26 protein-coding genes and 1 pseudogene are annotated in these 19503 nt (G+C 34.8%); 9 read left to right on the top strand and 18 right to left on the bottom strand.

The features are described 5' to 3' along the window. Positions 1 to 157 precede the first annotated feature (157 nt). Positions 158 to 754, top strand: a complete 597-nt coding sequence (locus G551_RS0102700; RefSeq protein WP_027884122.1) for an outer membrane beta-barrel protein — start codon at positions 158 to 160, stop codon at positions 752 to 754. Between the two features lie 461 nt (positions 755 to 1215). Here G551_RS0102700 and G551_RS0102695 read toward each other — a convergent pair whose 3' ends face one another. Beyond that, entirely contained in the window at positions 1216 to 1806 is a 591-nt protein-coding gene (locus tag G551_RS0102695) for an outer membrane beta-barrel protein (protein ID WP_027884121.1), read from the bottom strand. Positions 1807 to 2166: 360 nt separating this feature from the next. On the opposite strand from G551_RS0102695, the gene G551_RS15295 reads away from it, so the two are divergent. From G551_RS15295 to G551_RS0102675, 4 genes are all read left to right on the top strand, one after another. Then, complete coding sequence (locus G551_RS15295) at positions 2167 to 2664, top strand: outer membrane beta-barrel protein (protein ID WP_051191208.1); 498 nt, start codon at positions 2167 to 2169, stop codon at positions 2662 to 2664. A 12-nt stretch (positions 2665 to 2676) separates the two neighbouring features. Beyond that, entirely contained in the window at positions 2677 to 3111 is a 435-nt protein-coding gene (aroQ, locus tag G551_RS0102685; protein WP_027884120.1) for a type II 3-dehydroquinate dehydratase, read from the top strand. Beyond that, positions 3104 to 3823 (top strand): Dph6-related ATP pyrophosphatase, encoded by a 720-nt coding sequence (locus G551_RS0102680; RefSeq protein WP_027884119.1) that lies wholly within the window; start codon positions 3104 to 3106, stop codon positions 3821 to 3823. The genes aroQ and G551_RS0102680 overlap by 8 nt, the downstream gene beginning before the upstream one ends. 165 nt (positions 3824 to 3988) lie before the next feature. Further along, on the top strand, positions 3989 to 4495 hold the full coding sequence (locus G551_RS0102675) for a hypothetical protein (RefSeq protein ID WP_156876744.1): 507 nt from the start codon (positions 3989 to 3991) through the stop codon (positions 4493 to 4495). Between the two features lie 72 nt (positions 4496 to 4567). Here G551_RS0102675 and lpdA read toward each other — a convergent pair whose 3' ends face one another. The 4 genes from lpdA to msrB (G551_RS0102655) all read right to left on the bottom strand — a co-directional run bounded on the left by lpdA (position 4568) and on the right by msrB (G551_RS0102655) (position 7503). Beyond that, on the bottom strand, positions 4568 to 5959 hold the full coding sequence (gene lpdA / locus G551_RS0102670; protein ID WP_027884117.1) for a dihydrolipoyl dehydrogenase: 1392 nt from the start codon (positions 5957 to 5959) through the stop codon (positions 4568 to 4570). A 125-nt stretch (positions 5960 to 6084) separates the two neighbouring features. Further along, entirely contained in the window at positions 6085 to 6609 is a 525-nt protein-coding gene (locus G551_RS0102665) for a hypothetical protein (protein ID WP_027884116.1), read from the bottom strand. Positions 6610 to 6618: 9 nt separating this feature from the next. Beyond that, on the bottom strand, positions 6619 to 7011 hold the full coding sequence (gene msrB, locus G551_RS0102660) for a peptide-methionine (R)-S-oxide reductase MsrB (RefSeq protein WP_027884115.1): 393 nt from the start codon (positions 7009 to 7011) through the stop codon (positions 6619 to 6621). 6 nt (positions 7012 to 7017) lie between these two features. Further along, the gene (msrB, locus tag G551_RS0102655) at positions 7018 to 7503 is read right to left on the bottom strand and encodes a peptide-methionine (R)-S-oxide reductase MsrB (protein ID WP_027884114.1); all 486 of its coding nucleotides are present in this window, start codon (positions 7501 to 7503) and stop codon (positions 7018 to 7020) included. A gap of 126 nt (positions 7504 to 7629) precedes the next feature. On the opposite strand from msrB (G551_RS0102655), the gene G551_RS0102650 reads away from it, so the two are divergent. Continuing rightward, complete coding sequence (locus G551_RS0102650) at positions 7630 to 8445, top strand: M48 family metallopeptidase (RefSeq protein ID WP_027884113.1); 816 nt, start codon at positions 7630 to 7632, stop codon at positions 8443 to 8445. A gap of 58 nt (positions 8446 to 8503) precedes the next feature. Here the strand turns inward: G551_RS0102650 and G551_RS0102645 are convergent, their stop codons facing one another. Further along, positions 8504 to 8728 (bottom strand): DUF6095 family protein, encoded by a 225-nt coding sequence (locus tag G551_RS0102645; protein WP_036243205.1) that lies wholly within the window; start codon positions 8726 to 8728, stop codon positions 8504 to 8506. Then, on the bottom strand, positions 8721 to 9545 hold the full coding sequence (murQ, locus tag G551_RS0102640; protein ID WP_036243204.1) for an N-acetylmuramic acid 6-phosphate etherase: 825 nt from the start codon (positions 9543 to 9545) through the stop codon (positions 8721 to 8723). The genes G551_RS0102645 and murQ overlap by 8 nt, the downstream gene beginning before the upstream one ends. Positions 9546 to 9956: 411 nt before the next feature. Here murQ and G551_RS0102635 point away from each other — a divergent pair, with 411 nt between their 5' ends. Then, the gene (locus tag G551_RS0102635) at positions 9957 to 10604 is read left to right on the top strand and encodes a lysozyme family protein (RefSeq protein ID WP_229797299.1); all 648 of its coding nucleotides are present in this window, start codon (positions 9957 to 9959) and stop codon (positions 10602 to 10604) included. Here G551_RS0102635 and G551_RS0102630 read toward each other — a convergent pair. From G551_RS0102630 to dnaA, 6 genes and pseudogenes are all read right to left on the bottom strand, one after another. Further along, on the bottom strand, positions 10582 to 11319 hold the full coding sequence (locus G551_RS0102630) for an SAM-dependent methyltransferase (protein ID WP_027884109.1): 738 nt from the start codon (positions 11317 to 11319) through the stop codon (positions 10582 to 10584). The genes G551_RS0102635 and G551_RS0102630 overlap by 23 nt on opposite strands. Before the next feature lie 12 nt (positions 11320 to 11331). Then, on the bottom strand, positions 11332 to 11484 hold the full coding sequence (locus tag G551_RS16775; RefSeq protein WP_262492849.1) for a T9SS type A sorting domain-containing protein: 153 nt from the start codon (positions 11482 to 11484) through the stop codon (positions 11332 to 11334). Positions 11485 to 11505: 21 nt separating this feature from the next. After that, a pseudogene (locus tag G551_RS15290) lies at positions 11506 to 12447 on the bottom strand (PQQ-dependent sugar dehydrogenase); the annotation flags it as partial. 117 nt (positions 12448 to 12564) lie between these two features. After that, positions 12565 to 12696 carry a hypothetical protein gene (locus G551_RS16870; protein WP_262492846.1) on the bottom strand — a complete coding sequence of 44 codons (132 nt, stop codon included), beginning with the start codon at positions 12694 to 12696 and terminating at the stop codon, positions 12565 to 12567. Positions 12697 to 12736: 40 nt separating this feature from the next. Further along, entirely contained in the window at positions 12737 to 13195 is a 459-nt protein-coding gene (locus G551_RS0102620; RefSeq protein ID WP_027884108.1) for a low molecular weight protein-tyrosine-phosphatase, read from the bottom strand. A 2-nt stretch (positions 13196 to 13197) separates the two neighbouring features. After that, a complete protein-coding gene (gene dnaA, locus G551_RS0102615) occupies positions 13198 to 14625 on the bottom strand; it encodes a chromosomal replication initiator protein DnaA (protein ID WP_027884107.1) in 1428 nt (475 codons plus the stop codon). Positions 14626 to 14837: 212 nt separating this feature from the next. Between dnaA and G551_RS0102610 the strand changes: the two genes are divergently transcribed. Next, entirely contained in the window at positions 14838 to 15233 is a 396-nt protein-coding gene (locus tag G551_RS0102610) for an acyl-CoA thioesterase (RefSeq protein WP_027884106.1), read from the top strand. Between the two features lie 234 nt (positions 15234 to 15467). On the opposite strand, the gene G551_RS0102600 is transcribed toward G551_RS0102610, so the two are convergent. From G551_RS0102600 to ribD, 4 genes are read right to left on the bottom strand one after another with little or no spacing between them, the layout of a single operon-like run. Continuing rightward, entirely contained in the window at positions 15468 to 16079 is a 612-nt protein-coding gene (locus G551_RS0102600) for an IMPACT family protein (protein WP_027884104.1), read from the bottom strand. A gap of 2 nt (positions 16080 to 16081) precedes the next feature. Beyond that, positions 16082 to 16951 carry an EamA family transporter gene (locus tag G551_RS0102595; protein WP_027884103.1) on the bottom strand — a complete coding sequence of 290 codons (870 nt, stop codon included), beginning with the start codon at positions 16949 to 16951 and terminating at the stop codon, positions 16082 to 16084. After that, positions 16948 to 17556 carry an HAD family hydrolase gene (locus G551_RS0102590; protein WP_027884102.1) on the bottom strand — a complete coding sequence of 203 codons (609 nt, stop codon included), beginning with the start codon at positions 17554 to 17556 and terminating at the stop codon, positions 16948 to 16950. The genes G551_RS0102595 and G551_RS0102590 overlap by 4 nt, the downstream gene beginning before the upstream one ends. Next, the gene (gene ribD / locus G551_RS0102585; protein WP_027884101.1) at positions 17553 to 18608 is read right to left on the bottom strand and encodes a bifunctional diaminohydroxyphosphoribosylaminopyrimidine deaminase/5-amino-6-(5-phosphoribosylamino)uracil reductase RibD; all 1056 of its coding nucleotides are present in this window, start codon (positions 18606 to 18608) and stop codon (positions 17553 to 17555) included. Before ribD ends, G551_RS0102590 begins: the two co-directional genes overlap by 4 nt. 75 nt (positions 18609 to 18683) lie before the next feature. Here ribD and G551_RS0102580 point away from each other — a divergent pair, with 75 nt between their 5' ends. Further along, positions 18684 to 19172 (top strand): GNAT family N-acetyltransferase, encoded by a 489-nt coding sequence (locus G551_RS0102580; protein WP_027884100.1) that lies wholly within the window; start codon positions 18684 to 18686, stop codon positions 19170 to 19172. A gap of 45 nt (positions 19173 to 19217) precedes the next feature. On the opposite strand, the gene G551_RS0102575 is transcribed toward G551_RS0102580, so the two are convergent. Then, the coding region (locus G551_RS0102575) for a transposase (RefSeq protein WP_027884099.1) at positions 19218 to 19503 on the bottom strand (286 nt) is incomplete at its 5' end.

Here is a 19503-nt window from a genome sequence, read left to right as displayed (position 1 = left end):
TATCAATAATGTTAAAATTTTTGGTTTAAGTAGTTATAAATTAAACCGTTAATAAGTAAAATGTTAATTAAATTTAAAATTTGTTAATTTTAACTTAACGGTATTCAGTAAAAACGATATATATTTGCTTTGAAATTAAAAACAAATCAAATTTATTATGAAAAAATTTTTACTTATCGCAGCAATCGCTGTTTGTGGAATGACATCTGTAAATGCTCAAACTGAAAAAGGTAATTGGACTTTTGGAGGTAGTAGTACATTCTCATTTAACTCAAATACTCAAAAATCGGAATTTGATGGTGATGAGTTAGAAGGAGAGACTAAAATTTCAAATATTAATTTCTCAGCCGATGCTGGTTATTTCGTGATTGACAACTTATCTGTTGGATTAGAATTTATGGTTTCTAGTAGTAAAGAGACTTATGAAGAGTCTGGTGACGAATCTGAGTTTAAATCTTCTAGTTTTGCTGTATTACCTCAGGCTACTTATTTTTTTAGAAGTGATTCTGATATAGCTCCTTTTGTTGGTGCTAAAGTAGGATATATGTCTGCCGGTGGAGAAGAAGATATCAATAAATATAGTGGTTTAGCTTTTGGAGCTAATGCTGGTTTAGCCTACTTTATTAATAGCAACGTTTCCATTGATTTAATGGTTGAATATCTTAATGCTTCTCTTTCTAATAAAGAAGAAAGTGATTTTGTTCAAAAAAATAGTGCTATCGGAGCAGGTATAGGTTTTTCGATTTATTTCTAATCAATCATCAATTATATTTTTAAAGCGAGAACTTCGGTTCTCGCTTTTTTTATGCTTTAAATGGAAAAAATTGGTAATTAATAAATTGAATGTCCGTAATGCATCATAAAATGTTTCGTCTCCCTGAACTTGATTCAGGGTCTCATCTGATAAGCTTTGATTTTTAGCATTATATGAGATTCTGAAATAAATTCAGAATGACGCAGAAATTAATTATTACAAATAACGGATAATCAATTAATAAAAATGAAATTTCAGCAATTCAGTGAGGCATGATCTAAATTTCACCTAAAAAGATTCTATTTTAAATTTATAATATCTAGAAGCTTATAATGGTCGAATTCAAGTGAAGTAAAATAAATTTCGATTTACAAGTGATCGATTGGTTTTGAAGATTTTATATAGAATAAAAAAAGGGACTTTTTACAGTCCCTCATCCAATTTCTTATAGAATTATATATTTAAAACTTATAGATAAGTCCTAAATTAATATCGTCCATATTTAAACCTACGTTGAAAGAATCTGTAGATTCTGCACCATCAATATCAGGTTTAGCACTTGAGTAACCTAAAATACCAAAAGTAGCTTCTAATGCAAAATGCTCTGAAATGAAATAGTTGATCCCAGGCATAATATCGGCATTGATACCGTTCACTTTGTTATCTGCAATATCTTTAGTATGTCCGTAACCTAAACCTAATTGTCCAAATAAATTAAACTTTTGGTCACTTAAAAAATAATACCTCCCAAATACTCCGATATTGAATGTACTGTTATCTAAAATATCATTACCTGAAGAGTCTTCTGCTTTTTGCTTGCTATAACCAATTTCTGCACCTACAGCAATTTTTTCAGAAATAAAATAACCGAAACGTGGAATAACATTAAATTGATTTTGCTTAGAATCGTCAGGAAGTTTTGTCGTACCAAAACCTACAGAACCAGAAATAAACATATCACCTTCGTTAAAACCGAAGTTTTCAGTTTCTTCTTGAGCTTGTGCTACTGTAAATGCAGCAAAAGCAAATAGAGATAAAATAAATTTTTTCATTTTTATGTTTTTTAAATTTTCGACAAATTTATTCTTTTAAGAAGAAAATAAAAAAATGAAATTTAGCGTGTAATCTTTTAGATTGTTGTTTTTTAAGGATTTAGTGTTATTGTGTTTTGATTATTTAACACGGTTGTTGATTTTTTTTTATATAATAAAGGGTTGATTTTTTATTTCATTTAAATTTTAAGAAAAATGCTAAACCATATGTTATGGTATATTGTAATTGATTTTACGGAAACAACCCATTATCTATTCGAATTAAGTAATAATCCATTAATTTTTAAGTCGGTTATTTATTTTAGTCGATATTAAGATATTTGTTAAGTTTGTAGAAAACACTTTTAACGAACTTATTTTATGAAAAAATTACTTCTACTCTCTATTCTATTGTTAGGCTTTCAATCTGTATTTTCTCAAGCAGAATTTGGTATTTCCGGAGGTTATTTAAATGTTACTGCAGATGGTGCCGACGAAGGTGAATCTGGTTTTTATGCCGGGTTGTATGCAGAGTTGTCATTTAGCAATTCCTTAAAACTTCAGCCCGAATTATTATATGGTAATGTAAGCGACAATAACTTACTTTATTTACCGGTAATGCTTAAATATTATGTAGCCGGTTCAGATTTGAACATTCAGGCAGGGCCGCAGGCTACTTATCTTTTTAACGATTCTGATGATGATAATATTGAGTTTAAAGATCAGTTAGGTTTAGATTTAGGTGTTGGCGTTGGTTACGATATTTTTCATAATATTTATGTTCACGCTCGTTACGGATTTAAAATAGCTCAAGGAAGTGATACATTTTCTTCAGCAGATTTTAATAGCTTTATGGTAGGTCTTTCTGTAGGACTTTAATATCTAAACGCTATGAAAATTTTAATCATTAACGGTCCCAATCTTAATTTACTGGGAGAACGTGAACCGGAGGTTTATGGTAAGCAAACCTTCAACGATTATTTTACTTCGCTTCAATTTAAGTTGAGAGAAGTAGAATTGTCACACTTTCAGTCGAATCACGAGGGAAAAATTATCGATAAATTGCACGAAGCGCGTTTGCATTTTGATGGAGTGGTACTTAACGCTGCTGCTTACACACATACTTCTGTAGCGATTGCCGATGCGGTAAAAGCAATTAACATTCCGGTGGTTGAGGTTCATATTTCTAATACTTCAGCCAGAGAAAATTTCAGAAAACATTCGTATATCGCTCCTTATGCAAGTGGAGTGATTACCGGTTTTGGTATGAAGAGCTACGAACTCGCTGTGTTGAGTTTTGTAGAATTGCCCGAAAAAAATGACTAAAGCTTACTTAAATTGGAGTAGTGGAAAGGATGCAATGTTGGCGTTGCATCAGCTTCAGCAATCACAAGAAATTTCAATTCAAAAATTGGTCACTACCGTAAATGCTGATTTTAATCGGGTTTCGATGCACGGTTTGCCGCTAGAATTATTAGAAAAGCAGGCCGAAAGTTTGCAATTACCGCTGCATCAAATTCCGTTAAGTGGTCAAGTTTCGATGCAAACTTATAACAAAGCGATGCAAGAGCATATCGAGTTGTTAAAAGCTGAGGGGTTTACGCATGCTGTTTTTGGTGATATTTTTCTGGAAGATCTAAAAACCTATCGCGAAGAGCAACTTCAAAAAGTAGAAATACAAGCTGTTTTTCCGCTTTGGAAAAAAGACACCAAAAGTCTGCTTAAAGAATTTATCGATCTCGGTTATAAAGCAATTGTAGTTTGCACTAATGCGAATTATTTAGATGAATCTTTCTGCGGAAGAATGATCGATCACGATTTTGTAAACGATTTACCTCCAAATGTAGATGCTTGCGGTGAAAATGGGGAGTTTCATACGTTTGTTTTCGACGGACCTTTATTTTCTTTTCCTGTTGAATTTGAATTAGGTGAAAAAGTGCTTCGGGATTATGCTCCTTCAGATGAAGATGATTGTCACCAAGAACCACAATCTTGGGATCACAAATTTTGGTATGTAGACTTGTTAGAGTTGAATTAACAATAATTTGCCAATGTTTCAATAAATTAATTTTTTCTTATATCTTTTTAGTTTCCTTTTAACGGTAGATTATTTAGGTTTTTATTTCATTTGTCAAAAATAAAAACTATGATTATGAAGAACAAGAAATTTTTTTTATTACCAATTTTATTTGTAAGTCTATTTTTGGGATCATGTAGCGATGATGATGTAGAAGAAGTTGTAGATAGAATTAGAACGATAGATGATATTCCAGTTAGTGAAACAGCTAGTGTAGACTATTTACCCATAAATATTTTTGAAATCCCTATTGAAACAGATGTGAATTTACGTCAAGCTCTTGAAGATGAAACGGGAACCGATGAAACTATTGAACAAGTTGAAGAAATTCAATTAGACGATTTAGATATTACATTGGTAAGTGCCGATGATCAGGAAAATTTTGATTTTGTAAACTCTGTTACTTTGGGAGTACGAACAGATGATTTAGAATATATGGAAATCGCACATTTAGATGAAGTACCTTCTGGACAAACAATGATTGAACTTTCTACCACAGACGAGTATGTGGATGATTATGCAAAATCTGAAAGTTTGAAGTTAGTGGTCCAATTTGAAAGTGTCGAGGATGCTAATAATTTAGAGATTCGTTTAGATATGGAATTTGATGCAAAAGTAAATCCTTCCTTGTAAGCTAATTAAGGTTATAAAAAATCCCGATGAAAGAAATTTCATCGGGATTTTTTATTGAAAATTATCTGATTTTTAAATATGAATCACTTCATCGTATGCGGCAGCAGTGGCTTCCATAACGGCTTCACTCATGGTTGGGTGTGGGTGAACTGCTTTTAAGATCTCGTGACCGGTAGTTTCTAGTTTTCTAGCGACAACCGCTTCAGCGATCATATCGGTTACGCCGGCACCAATCATATGGCAACCTAACCATTCACCGTATTTTGCATCGTAAATTACTTTTACAAAACCTTCTTTTTTACCGGCAGCACTTGCTTTACCAGAAGCAGAGAACGGGAACTTACCAACTTTAATTTCGTAGCCTTGTTCTTTGGCTTGCTTTTCGGTTAAACCAACGCTTGCAATTTCTGGAGTGGCATAAGTACAACCAGGAATGTTACCGTAGTCTAAAGCTTCGACTTTCATTCCTTTAATTTTTTCAACACAAATAATTCCTTCCGCAGAAGCAACGTGTGCTAAGGCGGGTCCGGCAACTACATCTCCGATAGCATAAACTCCAGGAACGTTAGTTTGGTACCATTCGTTTACAACAATTTTATCTTTATCGGTTTTAATACCAAGATCTTCTAGACCAATATTTTCGATATTTGTTTTAATACCTACTGCAGAAAGTACAACATCTGCTTCAAGAGTTTCTTCTCCTTTTTTGGTTTTTACTTTCGCTTTTACACCATCGCCAGAAGTATCTACACTTTCTACGGCAGAATTAGTCATTACTTTAATTCCTGATTTTTTGAAAGATTTTTCGAATTGCTTAGAAACCTCTTCATCTTCTAACGGAACCAAGTTTGGTAAATATTCAACAATAGTCACTTCAGTTCCCATAGAATTATAGAAATGAGCAAACTCAACACCGATCGCTCCAGAACCAACCACGATCATTTTCTTTGGTTGTTTTTTAAGGTTCATCGCTTCACGGTAACCAATAACCTTTTCACCGTCTTGAGGAAGATTAGGTAATTCTCTAGATTTTGCTCCTGTTGCAACAATAATATGATCTGCTTCGTAATCTTTGGTATTTCCGTCGCTATCTTTAACCGCTACTTTTTTACCCGATTTTAATTTTCCGAAACCGTCAATGACATCAATTTTATTCTTCTTCATTAAGAATTGAACACCTTTGCTCATTCCACCGGCAACATCGCGACTTCTTTTAATTACGGCATCAAAATCTTTATCTACATTATCTGCTTTCAAACCGTAATCTTCAGCATGATTTAAGTAATTAAAAACTTCTGCACTTTTAAGTAAAGCTTTGGTAGGAATACAACCCCAGTTTAAACAAACTCCGCCTAAGTTCTCTTTTTCGATCACTGCGGTTTTAAAACCTAATTGTGAAGCACGAATGGCTGTAACATAGCCTCCCGGGCCACTACCTAAAACTATAATATCGTATTTACTCATATCATTTTTATTTTTAGCTGAATTTAGAATTGCGAATTTAAACAATAATCCCCATAACCAAAAGTATAGACTTAGTTAAGTAGTACTTTTAATTATGGGAATGGAAAATAAAGTAGGTCACTCTGTTATTTCATCTGTTCAATTTGATAACCTTGATCTTGAGCAGAATTAAGCAAATCTTGGTATGTTTCTAGATTATTGTTAGGATCGTTAGCAAAATCTGAAGGTACCACAACTACTCTAAATAATTGATTTTGATAATATTCTGGTGCTAAGGTCGACAAGTCAAAGTTAGAATCTAAGAAAATTCTTACATCAAAAAATGTATGATCAAAATTGTAGACTAATTCTTCACCTGTATTAAAATAGATGGTTTGAGGCATGGGTGTCCAAACATCTACAGGTCCCGAAGGATCAGAAACTGTTGCTTCAGATCTGTAAACCAAAACAGCATCAGATTCAAAAACTTCAATGCCATCATTCTCGAATTCATAAGTAAATTCATTACTGTTGTTAAAGTCTACAGTAAACTCGGTAGTGTATCCTAAAATATTGGTTCCTGGAGGTCCTTGAGGACCACGATCTCCTTCACAACTCGCAAGACCAATGATCGCTATAAAAGCGATGGCTAAAATTTGTATTTTTTTCATCTTTTATATTTATTGGTTAAACTCTATACTTGCAGAATTTACGCAGTAACGTTGCCCGGTTTCTGTAGGACCGTCATCAAAAACGTGACCCACGTGTCCGCCGCAATTACTACATAAAATCTCTGTTCTTATCATCCCAAAGCTGGTGTCTTGTATATATTCTATACTTCCTTCAACCGACTGGTCAAAACTTGGCCAGCCACAATTACTGTTAAATTTTGCTTCACTTTCAAAAAGTACATTTCCGCAGCCGGCACATTTATATTTTCCGTCTTCAAAATGAAGATTATATTTTCCGGTATGTGGAGCTTCAGTTCCTTTTTGTCTTAAAATTCTAAATTGCTCTTCAGAAAGTTGTTCTTTCCATTCTTGTTCAGATTTCTCTACTGAATATTTTTTCATCTTTTCTTATTTAGTTTCCGGTATAAAATCCATTGCATCACCATTCATACAAAAGCGTTTCCCGGTGGTTTCTTTCGGACCATCATTAAAAATGTGTCCTAAATGTCCGCCACATTTTGCGCAAAGTACTTCATTTCTAGTGTAACCTAATTTATTATCGGTAGAATAAAAAATACCGCCGTCAATAGGTCTGTCAAAACTAGGCCATCCGGTTCCGCTTTCAAATTTATGTTTGGTTTTATAAAGCGGATTTTCACAAGCGGCGCAAACAAAAGTACCTGGTTCTTTGATATTATTTAATTTACTAGAGTGAGGTTTTTCAGTCCCAGCTTGTCTTAATATATAATATTCTTCAGAAGATAATTCTTTTTTCCATTCAGCTTCAGTTTTTTGAATTTCAAACTGCTCGGCTTTCGGTTTTTTTTGAGCATTACTTTGGCAGCTGTTAAGGATGAAGGCGAATATTATAAGTAAATATGATAACTTTTTCATCTTTATTTTTAGATAAAACTACAAAGTTTGTGCCGTTTTTGAAATTTAATATTTGTTAAAGCGATGATAAACTTTATTTTTTCAGACGGTCAATTTCGTAGTTTTAACTACCAAAAATTATCAATTATGAATTTTAGAAATCTTAGTGTAGCCGTAGGAATGCTTCTCGTGTTCTTATCGTGTAACCAAAATCCTTTTACAGGAAAGAAAACTTTAGCGGTAGTTCCTAACTCTCAAATTTTGCCAATGGCTTTTCAGCAATACGATCAATTTTTGCAAGAAAACCAAGTTGTAACCGGTACTTCTGAAGCAAGAATGGTAAAAGATGTTGGGCAGAAGATCGCAACCGCTGCAGAGCGTTATTTAAACGCCAACGGTTATCAAGGTTATTTAGAAGATTATCGATGGGAATATAATTTAGTAAATGATGAAGCGGTAAATGCGTGGTGTATGCCCGGAGGTAAAATTGTAGTTTATACCGGTATTTTACCAATTACTCAAGATGAAACCGGTTTGGCGGTGGTTATGGGGCACGAAGTTGCACACGCATTAGCAAATCACGGTCAGCAGCGTATGAGTGCTTCTCAATTGCAACAAGTAGGGGCTGCAGTTGGAGCAGTTGCGGTAAACGAAGAAAATCAACAAATGTTTCAAACCGCTTACGGTTTAGGTACACAGGTAGGAGTGATGTTACCATTTAGTAGAAGTCACGAAACTGAAGCAGATAAAATAGGTTTAACCTTAATGGCAATTGCCGGTTATGATCCTGATGAAGCGGCAGAACTTTGGAGAAGAATGAAAGCCAATAGCGGTGGATCTGCACAGCCTGAGTTTTTAAGTACACACCCTTCTAACGATACCCGAATTAATAATTTAGAAGCTTGGTCTGATGAAGCAAAAGCAGAAGCTCGCAAATATGGAGTGACTAACTTTAAAAGTTAGTAGCTATAAAATTAGCGTAAACAAAAACCCCCGCTAATATTTTAGCGGGGGTTTTGTTTTAATCAAATAAAGCTTTCATTAAAGTGCTGATACCTTTGAAAATTAAAAATATGGCAAGAGCGCAAACAACAATCCCTAAAATGAGAACAGCAATATATAAAGGATGTTCTTTATTATGGAATGCCGAATATAAAATTGAAGGTCCGATAAAAATTGTAGGTAATGCACCGGCTAAATAACGTATTCCTTTTCCTAAAACTTCTTTGTTGGTTCTTTTAGTCATTTTTATTTAAGTTTTTAATCGCTTCACGAACGCTTCCATATTTTTGTAAGGTTTTTTTTGCATCATCGTAATCTATAGAAATTACTTCTTGAATCATTTTGGTACCGCGATCTACCAGTTTCTGATTGCTCAATTGCATATCGACCATTCGATTGCCTTTTACTCTTCCTAATTGGATCATCGTTGTGGTAGTAAGCATATTCAGTACCATTTTTTGAGCGGTTCCTGCCTTCATTCGAGAACTTCCAGTGACAAACTCTGGTCCTACTACAACTTCTACGGGAAATTGAGCAGTTCTTGCTAGCGGACTGTTTTTATTACATGTGATCGCTCCTGTGGCAATTTCATGTTGGTTACACTTTTCTAGCGCCTTTATTACATAAGGTGTAGTGCCTGAAGCCGCAATACCAACAACAACATCTTTTGAAGAAATATTATGTTTCTTTAAATCTTCCCAACCTTGTAGTTCGTGATCTTCAGCATTTTCAACAGCATTTCTAATAGCTTGATCTCCGCCGGCGATAATACCAATCACTAGATCTGCAGAAACTCCAAATGTTGGTGGGCATTCGCTGGCGTCTAGAATACCTAATCTTCCACTAGTTCCCGCGCCAATATAAAATAAGCGACCGCCATTTTTAAGTTGATCTACAATTTTTTGTGTCAAAACTTCAATTTGAGGAAGTTGTTTTTCTACGGCTAAAGCCACTTTTTGATCTTCCGTATTTATATGAGATAAGAGTGATTTTACATCCATTTCTTCTAAATGATCGTAAAGCGACGCTTGTTCGGTGGTTTTAATAAACTCTTCACTCATAATTTAAAATTTAAATTATTTCAAAGTTAAAACTTCCCTTACTATTGAAGTTATTTTTTCTTAAAATTTTATTGAATCTAAGCTTAAAAATTAGACCTGAAATTGACTGTTTTTTTCTGCTGAATCATAAAGTTTAGCTAAAAAAATTGATGCTTTTACCACTTCATTTGACGTTATTGAGCTTTCATTAACATCAAAATCTATCGTGTTTGCTCAGTTTTATGAAAATATTAAGTATTGAAATACAGTGTTTTAAAGGTGTTTTTGAGCTTGGGAATATTTTAACAGTGAATTTGTTTGCGCATTTAAAAATAGTCTATCTTTGCCCCGCGAATTTAAAGACCTAAGCTTTGTTAAAAAGTGTCTTTTAAACTTAGTGTATTGAGAAGAAGTTTTACGAAAATATTAGCTGTGCCGATCTTAACGGGAATTTTCCTTCTATCAGGTTTCTCGAACAAAGAAGAAGCAATTATCGCAAGTGTAACGACCGATAATTTACCGGAATACTATAGCGTAAAAACTGAAGATAGTTTATTGATAGACGATGTTGTCTATCCTGTTCTTAAAAATAGCTACTTAGGATTTAAAGAAGCGATCGCTTTTAAAGAGTCTGGTGGTGATTATAATGTGATCAATCAATTTGGTTATTTAGGAAAATATCAATTTGGTCGAGGTACATTAAAATTAATCGGTATTTACGATACCAAAGATTTTTTAAATAATCCTGCATTACAAGAAGCTGCTTTTTATGCAAATGCTTCTCGAAATAAGTGGATTCTTCGTCGCGATATTAAATGGTACGTTGGTCACACTATTGGCGGAGTAAAAATTACCGAGTCTGGTATTTTAGCAGCAGCACATTTAGCAGGACCGGGAAGTGTAAAGAAATTTTTACGCAGTGGCGGAACTGAAACTTTTTCTGATGCTTTTGGTACAAGTATAAAATATTACTTGAAAAGATTTAAAGGTTACGATACCTCTTTTGTCGAGCCTAACCGTAAAGCCAAAGCCAAAGTGCCAAAATTAAACAATTATTTTACTGCTCTTTCTGAAAAATAAAAATACACGGCTTTTTATGTAAGTCGGTTTTTATTTTTTTCCATTCTTGTACGGTTCGAGTTAAAATTGCTTCAGAAGCTTGGGTAACTTCACAACCAATGCAAAGCGTCGTTTTCGGGTGTAGGGTTTGTAGTAAATCTTCTAAGAATTTCTCGTTACGATAAGGGGTTTCAATAAAAATCTGTGCTTGATTAAGTTCTAAAGAAGTACGTTCTAATTTTTTAATCGCATTTTTACGTTCAGCTTTATCGATAGGCAAATAACCGTTAAAAGCAAAATTTTGACCATTAAGTCCGCTGCTCATCAAGGTAAGAAAAATAGAAGAAGGTCCCACAAGCGGAATTACTCTAATATTTTTTGAATGCGCTAATTTTACAACATCGGCACCGGGATCTGCAATGCCCGGGCAACCGGCTTCACTAATCACGCCCATATCCTTACCTTCTAAACAAGCTGCTAAAAATTCAGGTAGATCTTCAGGTTTCGTGTATTTATTAATAATGCTGAAGTTTAAAGAGGGTTGCGATTTACCGGGAACCATTTTTTTGATAAACCGTCTCGCCGTTTTTTCATTTTCAACAATATAATCGTTTATATCTTCAATTTTCTTTTTTACGCTTAGCGGTAAAACTTCAAGTGGAGCAGAACCTCCTAAATCGTTAGGAATGAGGTATAATTTGCCGGTTTTAAATTCTTGCTGAATGCTATTAGACATGAAACTTAATGATTATTGAATAATTAATCGCTTAATAGTAGCTTGTTCACTTAGGTTTGTCAATTTTACTAAATAAATACCAGCAGTCAAAGTTTGAAGATTAATTTTTCCTGTAGAAGTATGAACTGAAATTTTTTTAATTAATTGCCCTTGTAGCGAGAAAATTTCTATTTGTTGAATAATCTCTTACGCAGTAAAATTAATTATATTTTCTTCGGAAGGATTCGAGAATATTGTAACCGAATTTTTACTGAAATATTCAGTAGCTACATTACTATCCACCACTTTATAAATGTTTCCACTAGAAATACCGGCAACATATAGATTGTTTTGATTGTCTATTCCGAAGGAAGAAAAATTATTTCCGTTGAAAGGTTCAAAATACGTGATATTTCCGGAAGCACCGACCAAGCCGATTTCATCACTGCAAAAATCTGCAAATACATATTGTCCTACCAAATTAGAAAATTCTGAACCTCGATATACAAAACCGCCTGTTACTGAGCATTTAGAAATGCCCGAAGAATTATGCGTATATTCTGCAAACGGAAAAACCAAATCGTTAGTTGGTGGGCAATTGCCAGAATTGTTATAAACGCTACTGCCTTCGTAACAACGCCAGCCATAATTTAAACCTGCTGTGTTATTCGTGTTATTAATTTCTTCAATAGCGTTTTGACCAACATCGGCAATCCAAATATTTCCGGTGGTGTTGTCAAACGAAAACTTCCAAGGGTTTCTTAATCCGTAAGCCCAAATTTCATCTAACGCATTCGCATCGTTTATATATGGATTATCTGTAGGAATGTAAGGTGCAGCAAGATCTACATCTAAGCGTAATAACTTCCCTAAAAGTGAATTTAAATTTTGGGCATTATCGTTCGGGTCGCCACCGCTGCCGCCATCACCAGTTGCGACATAAAGCATTCCGTCTGGTCCAAAAGCAATACAACCACCATTGTGATTGCTGAAGGGTTGCGAAATAGTTAATAAAACCGTTTCAGAAGTCGCATCGGCAATATTTGTATCATTGCTCACTTCAAATTCAGATAAAACTGAATCTCCGTTGTTATCTGAATGATACACGAAAAACCTTCCGTTAGTCGTATAATCAGGATGAAATGCTAAACCTAATAAACCGCGTTAACCGGTGCTGGAAACTTGTGATGAAATATCTAAAAATGGAGTAGGGAGTGTAGTATTGTTCTCAATGATTTTGATGATTCCGCCTTGTTCAACAATAAATTATCGATCGTCACCAGCGTTTTGAATATTTAACGGAGCCGAAAAACCGGTTGCAATTTGTTGAATATCGATTTGTTGAGAAAAACCGAGATAAAAAGAAAATAAAAATTGGAGTAAGGCTAACTTTTTCATAACTAAGAGATTGGTTCTCTTAAAGGTAAGAAAAAATAAGTTAGCTTTTTAATTCTTCAGCAATGATAGTGGTGGCTTCATCAAGCATGTTATACGCATTTTCGAAACCTTGGTAACCGCCTTGGTATGGGTCTGGAACTGCGGCATCTTCCCCGGGAAAAATTTTATCTAAGATCAACGAAACTTTCTGTTCGTCTTTTTCATCTCTGGCGAGCGCAACGACATTTCTGTAATTAGAATTATCCATCACATAGATGTGATCGAACGTATCAAAATCTTTTATTTTAAATTGTCGTCCTAATTGATCGGTAATATCGATACCATATTTATGTGCTACAGAAACCGATCTTGGGTCGGGCGCATCGCCAATATGATAATTAGAGGTTCCTGCAGAATCTACAAAAACCTCTTCTGGATTAACTTTAGACTTAAGAAGACCTTCTGCCAATGGTGATCGGCAAATATTACCTAAGCAAACCATTAACACTTTTGTCTTCATAATTATAGGGTAAGTTTTTTGTTAAGATCTTCTACAAACTTTTTAAACTGCTTATCGGTGGTCGATAGATTATTTACCGTTTTGCAAGCGTGTAAAACCGTTGCGTGATCGCGTTTACCAATTTGTGTGCCGATACTGGCTAAAGAAGCCTTAGTTAATTTTTTAGCAAAGAACATAGCTAATTGTCTCGCTTGAACAATGTGGCGTTTTCTGGTCTTCGATTGTAAAGTTTCCACATCCATCTGGAAGTAATCACTTACAACTTTTTGAATGTATTCTATAGAAACTTCTTTCTTGGTATTCTTAACGTAATTTTCAACGATCTTTTTCGCTAGATCTAACGTAATGTCTTTTTTGTTGAAAGAAGAATGTGCGATTAACGAAATAATGGCACCTTCTAATTCACGAATATTTGTTTTAATGTTATTTGCTAAATATTCAATGATCTCTTCCGGCATTTCGACACCGTCTCTATACAATTTGTTTTTGATAATAGAGATGCGTGTTTCAAAATCTGGATGTTGTAATTCGGCAGAAAGTCCCCATTTAAAACGAGATAATAAACGCTGCTCGATATCTTGCATATCTACCGGCGCTTTATCACTGGTTAAAATCACTTGCTTTCCGTTTTGGTGTAAATGATTGAAAATATGGAAGAATACATCTTGCGTTCCTGCCTTCCCTGATAATAACTGAATATCATCAACGATCAATACATCTATAATTTGATAGAAATGAATAAAATCGTTTCTATTATTTTTCTTAACCGATTCAATATATTGTTGCGTAAATTTTTCAGCAGAAATATAAAGAACTGTTTTTTCAGGATATTTGTCTTTAATCTCTACACCGATCGCATGGGCAAGGTGTGTTTTACCTAAACCAACACCACCAAAAACCAATAACGGGTTGAAAGATGTACCGCCGGGACGGTTAGAAACTGCTAAACCTGCAGATCTTGCCAATCGGTTAGAGTCGCCTTCTAAGAAATTATCGAAACTATAATTAGGGTTAAGTTGAGAATCGATCTTTACATTTCGAATACCGGGAATAATGAACGGATTTTTTAACTCCGGACTTTTATTCTTCAACGGCACATCTACTTCTTGCGAAGAGACATTGCTGCGTTGTGAACTTGGTATTTTTTCGGTAAAAGGTTGCTTGTTACCATAGGTGTTTTCCATCTTGATAACATACACTAATTTTGCCTTTTCTCCTAATTCTTTAGTTAAAGATACCTTTAACAATTTAACGTAGTGTTCTTCTAACCATTCATAGAAAAATTTAGAAGGCACTTGTATACTTAAAGCGTTATCGGTGAGTTTAACTGCTTTGATGGGTTCAAACCAAGTTTTGTAGGCTTGGGGAGTAATGTTATCTTGAATGAAAGACAGACAATTTTCCCAAACTGATTCAGCAGTTCTACTCATAGTTTCTTGTTAAATTTTGTGTTAGATGTTGTATTCAAATGGAAATGAATAGCTTAAAATAAATAAGCGGTTTTTCATTTCAGAGGAACAAATATGTGAACAAAAAAAGTAAAAAAAAAACTCAATAGGTATTGAATTTATTCTTTTTTTTTCTCATACTTAAATTCTCTATAAACATACAAAATCTAATTCATAAAACTTCAGTAAAATTCATGAAATCTTACCAAACTAAAATAAGAGTACGTTACGCAGAAACCGATCAAATGGGCGTGGTACATCACGGTAATTACGCTCAGTATCTGGAAATTGCAAGAATAGAATGGTTAGAACAGTTTGGAGTTTCTTATAAATCGATGGAAGAAGATGGCGTAATGTTACCGGTTTACGAAATGAATTTTAAATACAAAAGACCGGCTCATTTTGATGAACAATTAACCGTAGAAACAAAGCTGGAAGAGAAGCCCGATGTTCGTATAAAATTTAGCTATAAAATCTATCGAGGAGCTGAGTTATTAACAATTGCGAAAACAACCTTGGTTTTTATGGATGCTGAAACTAAAAAGCCAATTTCTTGCCCGGATCATATATTAAAAGCTATCGGATTTTAAACTTTTTCGAAGTTGAAATTGAATTTGAAATTGAATTTGAAAATGAAGTTGAAATCGAATTTGAAGTTGAATTTGAAAATGAAACTGACGTTGAAGTTGAAAAATTTCCGTTCGTCATTCCGGACTTGATCCGGAATCGCATCTTAGTAAGTTCTATAAATTTTTCAGTGTGTTGAAGCTGAAAATTTTCATTTGACAAAAGAAATAAATTCTTTCTAACCTCTAACGACTAATTCATTCTACTTCTTCAATTTTTACGCCGTAGATGCCTTCAAACTTATCGAAGATATTTTCGGCTTCATTTTCACGTACCGAAATAAAAATCTGGCAATCGAGTTCTAGAATTTGATTGGTGACATTAAGGTTCTTTTCCTTGATCACGCGCATTACTTTGTTCATGTCAGGATATTCGCAAGTCACCTTATATTCTGTATTGATCGTCTTGGTTTTAATATCTGAAGCTTCTAAAGCCAGTTGCGCGGTGGTTTTGTAAGCATTGATTAAACCGCCAACTCCTAATTTTACTCCGCCAAAATAGCGAACCACGACTACCAAAATATTGGTAACTTCAAAAGATTGTAACTGACCGTAAATGGGCATACCTGCCGAGTTAGAAGGTTCGCCATCATCATTAGCACGGTAATGATCATAGCGTTTACCAAGTTGCCAAGCATAACACCAATGCCTTGCTTTGTGGTGCTTACTCTTCATTTCTTCTAAAGCTAAATTGATTTCATCTTCATTTTTTACCGGAAAAGCATATCCAAAAAACTTACTGCCTTTATCTTTAAATAAGACTTCTTCGCCGGGTTTAAAAATGGTTTTATAGAGATCTTCTGCTTCCAAAATTATCGAGTTGTGAATGCGACTAAAATAATACTTACCACGGCCAATGCAATACCGATCCAGTTTTTTCTGAGTAATTTTTCTCGAAAAAGAAAAATACCTAATAAAGTAGAAAGTAAAACGATCGCCACATTATTTAGAATAAAAACCGTAGTGCTTGGCATTCCGCTGCGAAGCGCTTGTATAAAAAAGTAAATCGAATAATAATTAGGGACGCCCAATGCAATACCGCCTAAAATTTCTTTATAAGTAAACTTGATCTTCTTTTTGGTAAACTGAATAATCCCGGCAACCGTCCCGATGGTCGCCGCACAAATAAATATGGAAGTAGAAAATAACGCCACATCTTCTTTGGCGACATAATTTTGTTCTAAAAATTTGATGAGCGTTTCTATGATTCCGCTGCCCAAAAAGACGAGTAACGGAAAAATAAGCGTGTTTTTTTCTAGCTTGATCCCGCTTTTTGTTTTTACAGAAGAAAGGTAAACGGCGATGAGGGCTAGAATAATTCCGAAGATCTTTAGAAAACCGGTCGGTTCATCGTAATAAAAAATAACAAATAATATAGGAAGCGCAACACTCATTTTGCTTGCTACAGAAACCGCTGAAAGTCCGCTTTTTTGTGTGGTAATTGCCATTAAATTGAAAACGGTAATAAAAAGCACTCCTAATAGTATAGCACCAAAAATCCAATCTTGCCCAAGCGTATCGTCTATAGAAAATGCACGTTCTAAACCAAAATAACCCGCTACGCAAGCCGTAAAATAATTCACCACAATGGCGTAAAGCGAATTAATACGGAAGCGATCAAGCAATTTGAAAACGACATAAATTGCAGAAGAAGATAATATGCTTAACAGAAGAAAAATCAAAAGAGTGCTGCTTTAACGCTGAATAAATTCACGATATCTTCTTGGCTCGGATCTATGTTCCAAGTATGTATTCCTAAGCTTTTTGCCGCTTCAGTATTTTCTTGTGTGTCGTCGATAAACAAAACTTCATTAGGTTGAAGTTGGTGTTTTTCTAACACAAACTCATAAATATCGGCATTTGGTTTTCTGAAATTGATTTCGTGAGAAAGATAGAATGCATCAAAGCAAGCTTTAAATTCAGCAAAATCTACAATGTTTTCTTTTACCCAAGAAATATGTAAATCGTTGGTGTTGCTAAGTAAAATTAACTGATACTTGTTTTCTTCTTTTAATTGCTGAAGAAACTCCAATCGATGTTTGGGTAAATCGAGTAAGATCGAGTTCCACGCCTTAACTAAAGCTTCAGAATTACTTTTAGGAATTGCATTTGCGTAGAACCCCACAAAATCTTCCGAAGAAATTTTTCCCATTTCGTAAAGTTGGTTTTGTTCGATCATTTCCGAAGAAAAATCGGTCAATCCCAATTGATTCAATTCTCGAAACGTGGCGGCTTTATCTAAGTTGAGAAACACATCGCCAAAGTCGAATAAAAGCGTTTTGATCATTTTTTATTTTTATAAATTTCTAGCAAATCGGTTGCAATTTCTTGTTTTTCGATGAGTTTTCCGGTTAAGGTTGGAGCTTTAATTCCGGTTTTAAAAAAAGAATTTCCGGTAAATACACGCGCTTCATCCCAAAGATTGGCATCGATAAATGTTTGTAAGGTTTGCTTGCCGCCTTCAATAATGACCGATTGCAATTCGTGTCGATAAAGTATTTTACAGATTTCTTCAGCAAGATTTAAACTGAAATCAACCTTTTCCACATCAATATTTTCTTTTTTTAAGACTGAAGGAATTTCTGTATTTAAGTCGGAAATCACGATCGTTTTAATCGTATTATCAAATAAATATGAATCCTGCGGAATGCGTAAACTTCGATCTAAAACCACACGCACCGGACTTTCACCTTCCCAAAGTCTGGTGTTTAGTTTTGGGTTGTCTTTTATCGCAGTTTCTGTGCCTACCAAAATACTTTGTTCTTCGCTTCGCCATTTGTGCACCAATTGTTTTGAACTAGCATTGGTGATCCAAACCGGTTCACGATCTTTCTGAGTTTCTGGAGCCAGAAAACCGTCTTTGGTTTGCGCCCATTTTAAAATAATATAAGAACGCTGGTGTTGATGAAAAGTAAAAAAACGCTTGTTAAGTTGCTGACTTTCTTTTTCTAAAACTCCTATAATCACATCGCATCCGGCACTCATTAATTTTTGAATTCCACGCCCTTGTACTTTTGCAAACGGATCTATCGTGCCGATCACCACTCGTTTTATTTTATGCGCGATAATTAAATCGCTGCACGGAGGCGTTTTGCCAAAATGCGAGCAAGGTTCTAAACTTACGTAGATGGTCGATTTTTTTAAAAGTGATTTATCTTTTACTGAATTAATAGCGTTTACTTCTGCGTGAGCTTCACCGGCTTTTTGGTGCCAACCTTCCCCGATAATTTGATCGTTATACACAATTACGCTACCCACCAAAGGATTTGGGTAGGTTTTTCCCGTAGCATTTTTTGCTAATTGAATGCAGCGCTGTAAGTAGAATTCGTGTTTTTTCACTTCCTTGATTTTCTAAGTCGAAATCTTAAAATTATTGCGAACTTTGTAAGCCAAAAATAGCATGAAAAATTTACAATGAAGAACCCCATTATACGTCCAATTCAGCAAGAAGATAATCCGTTTGTTGCACAAATGATTCGGGAAGTTTTGGTTGAATCTGGCGCGCCAAAAGTTGGTACAGCTTACGAAGATAAAACCTTAGACCAAATGTTTGAGTTTTATGCAACACCCCGCTCCGAATATTTCGTATTGGTTGAAAACGATAAAATTATTGGTAGCGCCGGTATCGCTCCGTTAGCTGGAGAAAATGAACATATTTGTGAATTGCAAAAAATGTATTTTTCTGCGGAAGCTCGTGGTCGCGGTTTAGGAAGAGAAATGATGGATGTCTGCTTAAAATTTGCCAAAGAGCAAGGTTTTACCCAATGCTATCTAGAGACCTTGCCGTATATGAAGGCGGCCCAAAAATTATATAAACGAACCGGTTTTCGCGAGATCGATCACCGAATGGGAAGCACCGGTCATTATTCTTGCGACGTTTGGATGCTGAAAGAACTAAGTTAGGGATTAGAAGTTAGGTGATAGGTTATAGGATTGTCACTTCGATTTCTATGACAATTGCAAACGATTTTTATAATTTGTTTGATTTTTAATTAATGCCATAGCGATGTGTATTAACTTGTTCCTGACCGCATTTAAAACACTCATCTTATTTTTGCCTTCTTCGACTTTTCTTAGGTAATAAATTCGTAAATCATTTTGCATTCTTACCGCCCTCATAGCAGCCATCTGAAGTACGGACTTTAATGTCATATCTGCCATTTTAGATACTCTGGGTTTGGTTCTCAGGCTGGTGCCGCTCTGTTGTTCAAATGGTACCACTCCAGCAAAACAA

Source organism: Mesonia mobilis DSM 19841 (assembly GCF_000423405.1).
GTDB lineage: Bacteria > Bacteroidota > Bacteroidia > Flavobacteriales > Flavobacteriaceae > Mesonia > Mesonia mobilis.
Note: the sequence above shows the minus strand (reverse complement) of the source record. Positions and strands in the feature narration are given on the sequence as shown.

Excerpts from the sequence above, each read along its gene's own strand:
- G551_RS15295 (WP_051191208.1), top strand. The coding sequence starts at position 2,167 with ATGAAAAAATTACTTCTACTCTCTATTCTATTGTTAGGCTTTCAATCT.
- msrB (WP_027884115.1), bottom strand. The coding sequence starts at position 7,011 with ATGAAAAAATATTCAGTAGAGAAATCTGAACAAGAATGGAAAGAACAA.
- G551_RS0102680 (WP_027884119.1), top strand. The coding sequence starts at position 3,104 with ATGACTAAAGCTTACTTAAATTGGAGTAGTGGAAAGGATGCAATGTTG.
- G551_RS0102590 (WP_027884102.1), bottom strand. The coding sequence starts at position 17,556 with ATGATCAAAACGCTTTTATTCGACTTTGGCGATGTGTTTCTCAACTTA.
- murQ (WP_036243204.1), bottom strand. The coding sequence starts at position 9,545 with ATGAGTGAAGAGTTTATTAAAACCACCGAACAAGCGTCGCTTTACGAT.
- G551_RS0102645 (WP_036243205.1), bottom strand. The coding sequence starts at position 8,728 with ATGACTAAAAGAACCAACAAAGAAGTTTTAGGAAAAGGAATACGTTAT.
- G551_RS0102650 (WP_027884113.1), top strand. The coding sequence starts at position 7,630 with ATGAATTTTAGAAATCTTAGTGTAGCCGTAGGAATGCTTCTCGTGTTC.
- G551_RS0102620 (WP_027884108.1), bottom strand. The coding sequence starts at position 13,195 with ATGAAGACAAAAGTGTTAATGGTTTGCTTAGGTAATATTTGCCGATCA.
- G551_RS0102695 (WP_027884121.1), bottom strand. The coding sequence starts at position 1,806 with ATGAAAAAATTTATTTTATCTCTATTTGCTTTTGCTGCATTTACAGTA.
- G551_RS0102665 (WP_027884116.1), bottom strand. The coding sequence starts at position 6,609 with ATGAAAAAAATACAAATTTTAGCCATCGCTTTTATAGCGATCATTGGT.
- msrB (WP_027884114.1), bottom strand. The coding sequence starts at position 7,503 with ATGAAAAAGTTATCATATTTACTTATAATATTCGCCTTCATCCTTAAC.
- G551_RS0102610 (WP_027884106.1), top strand. The coding sequence starts at position 14,838 with ATGAAATCTTACCAAACTAAAATAAGAGTACGTTACGCAGAAACCGAT.
- G551_RS16870 (WP_262492846.1), bottom strand. The coding sequence starts at position 12,696 with ATGAAAAAGTTAGCCTTACTCCAATTTTTATTTTCTTTTTATCTCGGT.
- G551_RS0102580 (WP_027884100.1), top strand. The coding sequence starts at position 18,684 with ATGAAGAACCCCATTATACGTCCAATTCAGCAAGAAGATAATCCGTTT.
- G551_RS0102700 (WP_027884122.1), top strand. The coding sequence starts at position 158 with ATGAAAAAATTTTTACTTATCGCAGCAATCGCTGTTTGTGGAATGACA.
- G551_RS0102630 (WP_027884109.1), bottom strand. The coding sequence starts at position 11,319 with ATGTCTAATAGCATTCAGCAAGAATTTAAAACCGGCAAATTATACCTC.
- dnaA (WP_027884107.1), bottom strand. The coding sequence starts at position 14,625 with ATGAGTAGAACTGCTGAATCAGTTTGGGAAAATTGTCTGTCTTTCATT.
- aroQ (WP_027884120.1), top strand. The coding sequence starts at position 2,677 with ATGAAAATTTTAATCATTAACGGTCCCAATCTTAATTTACTGGGAGAA.
- lpdA (WP_027884117.1), bottom strand. The coding sequence starts at position 5,959 with ATGAGTAAATACGATATTATAGTTTTAGGTAGTGGCCCGGGAGGCTAT.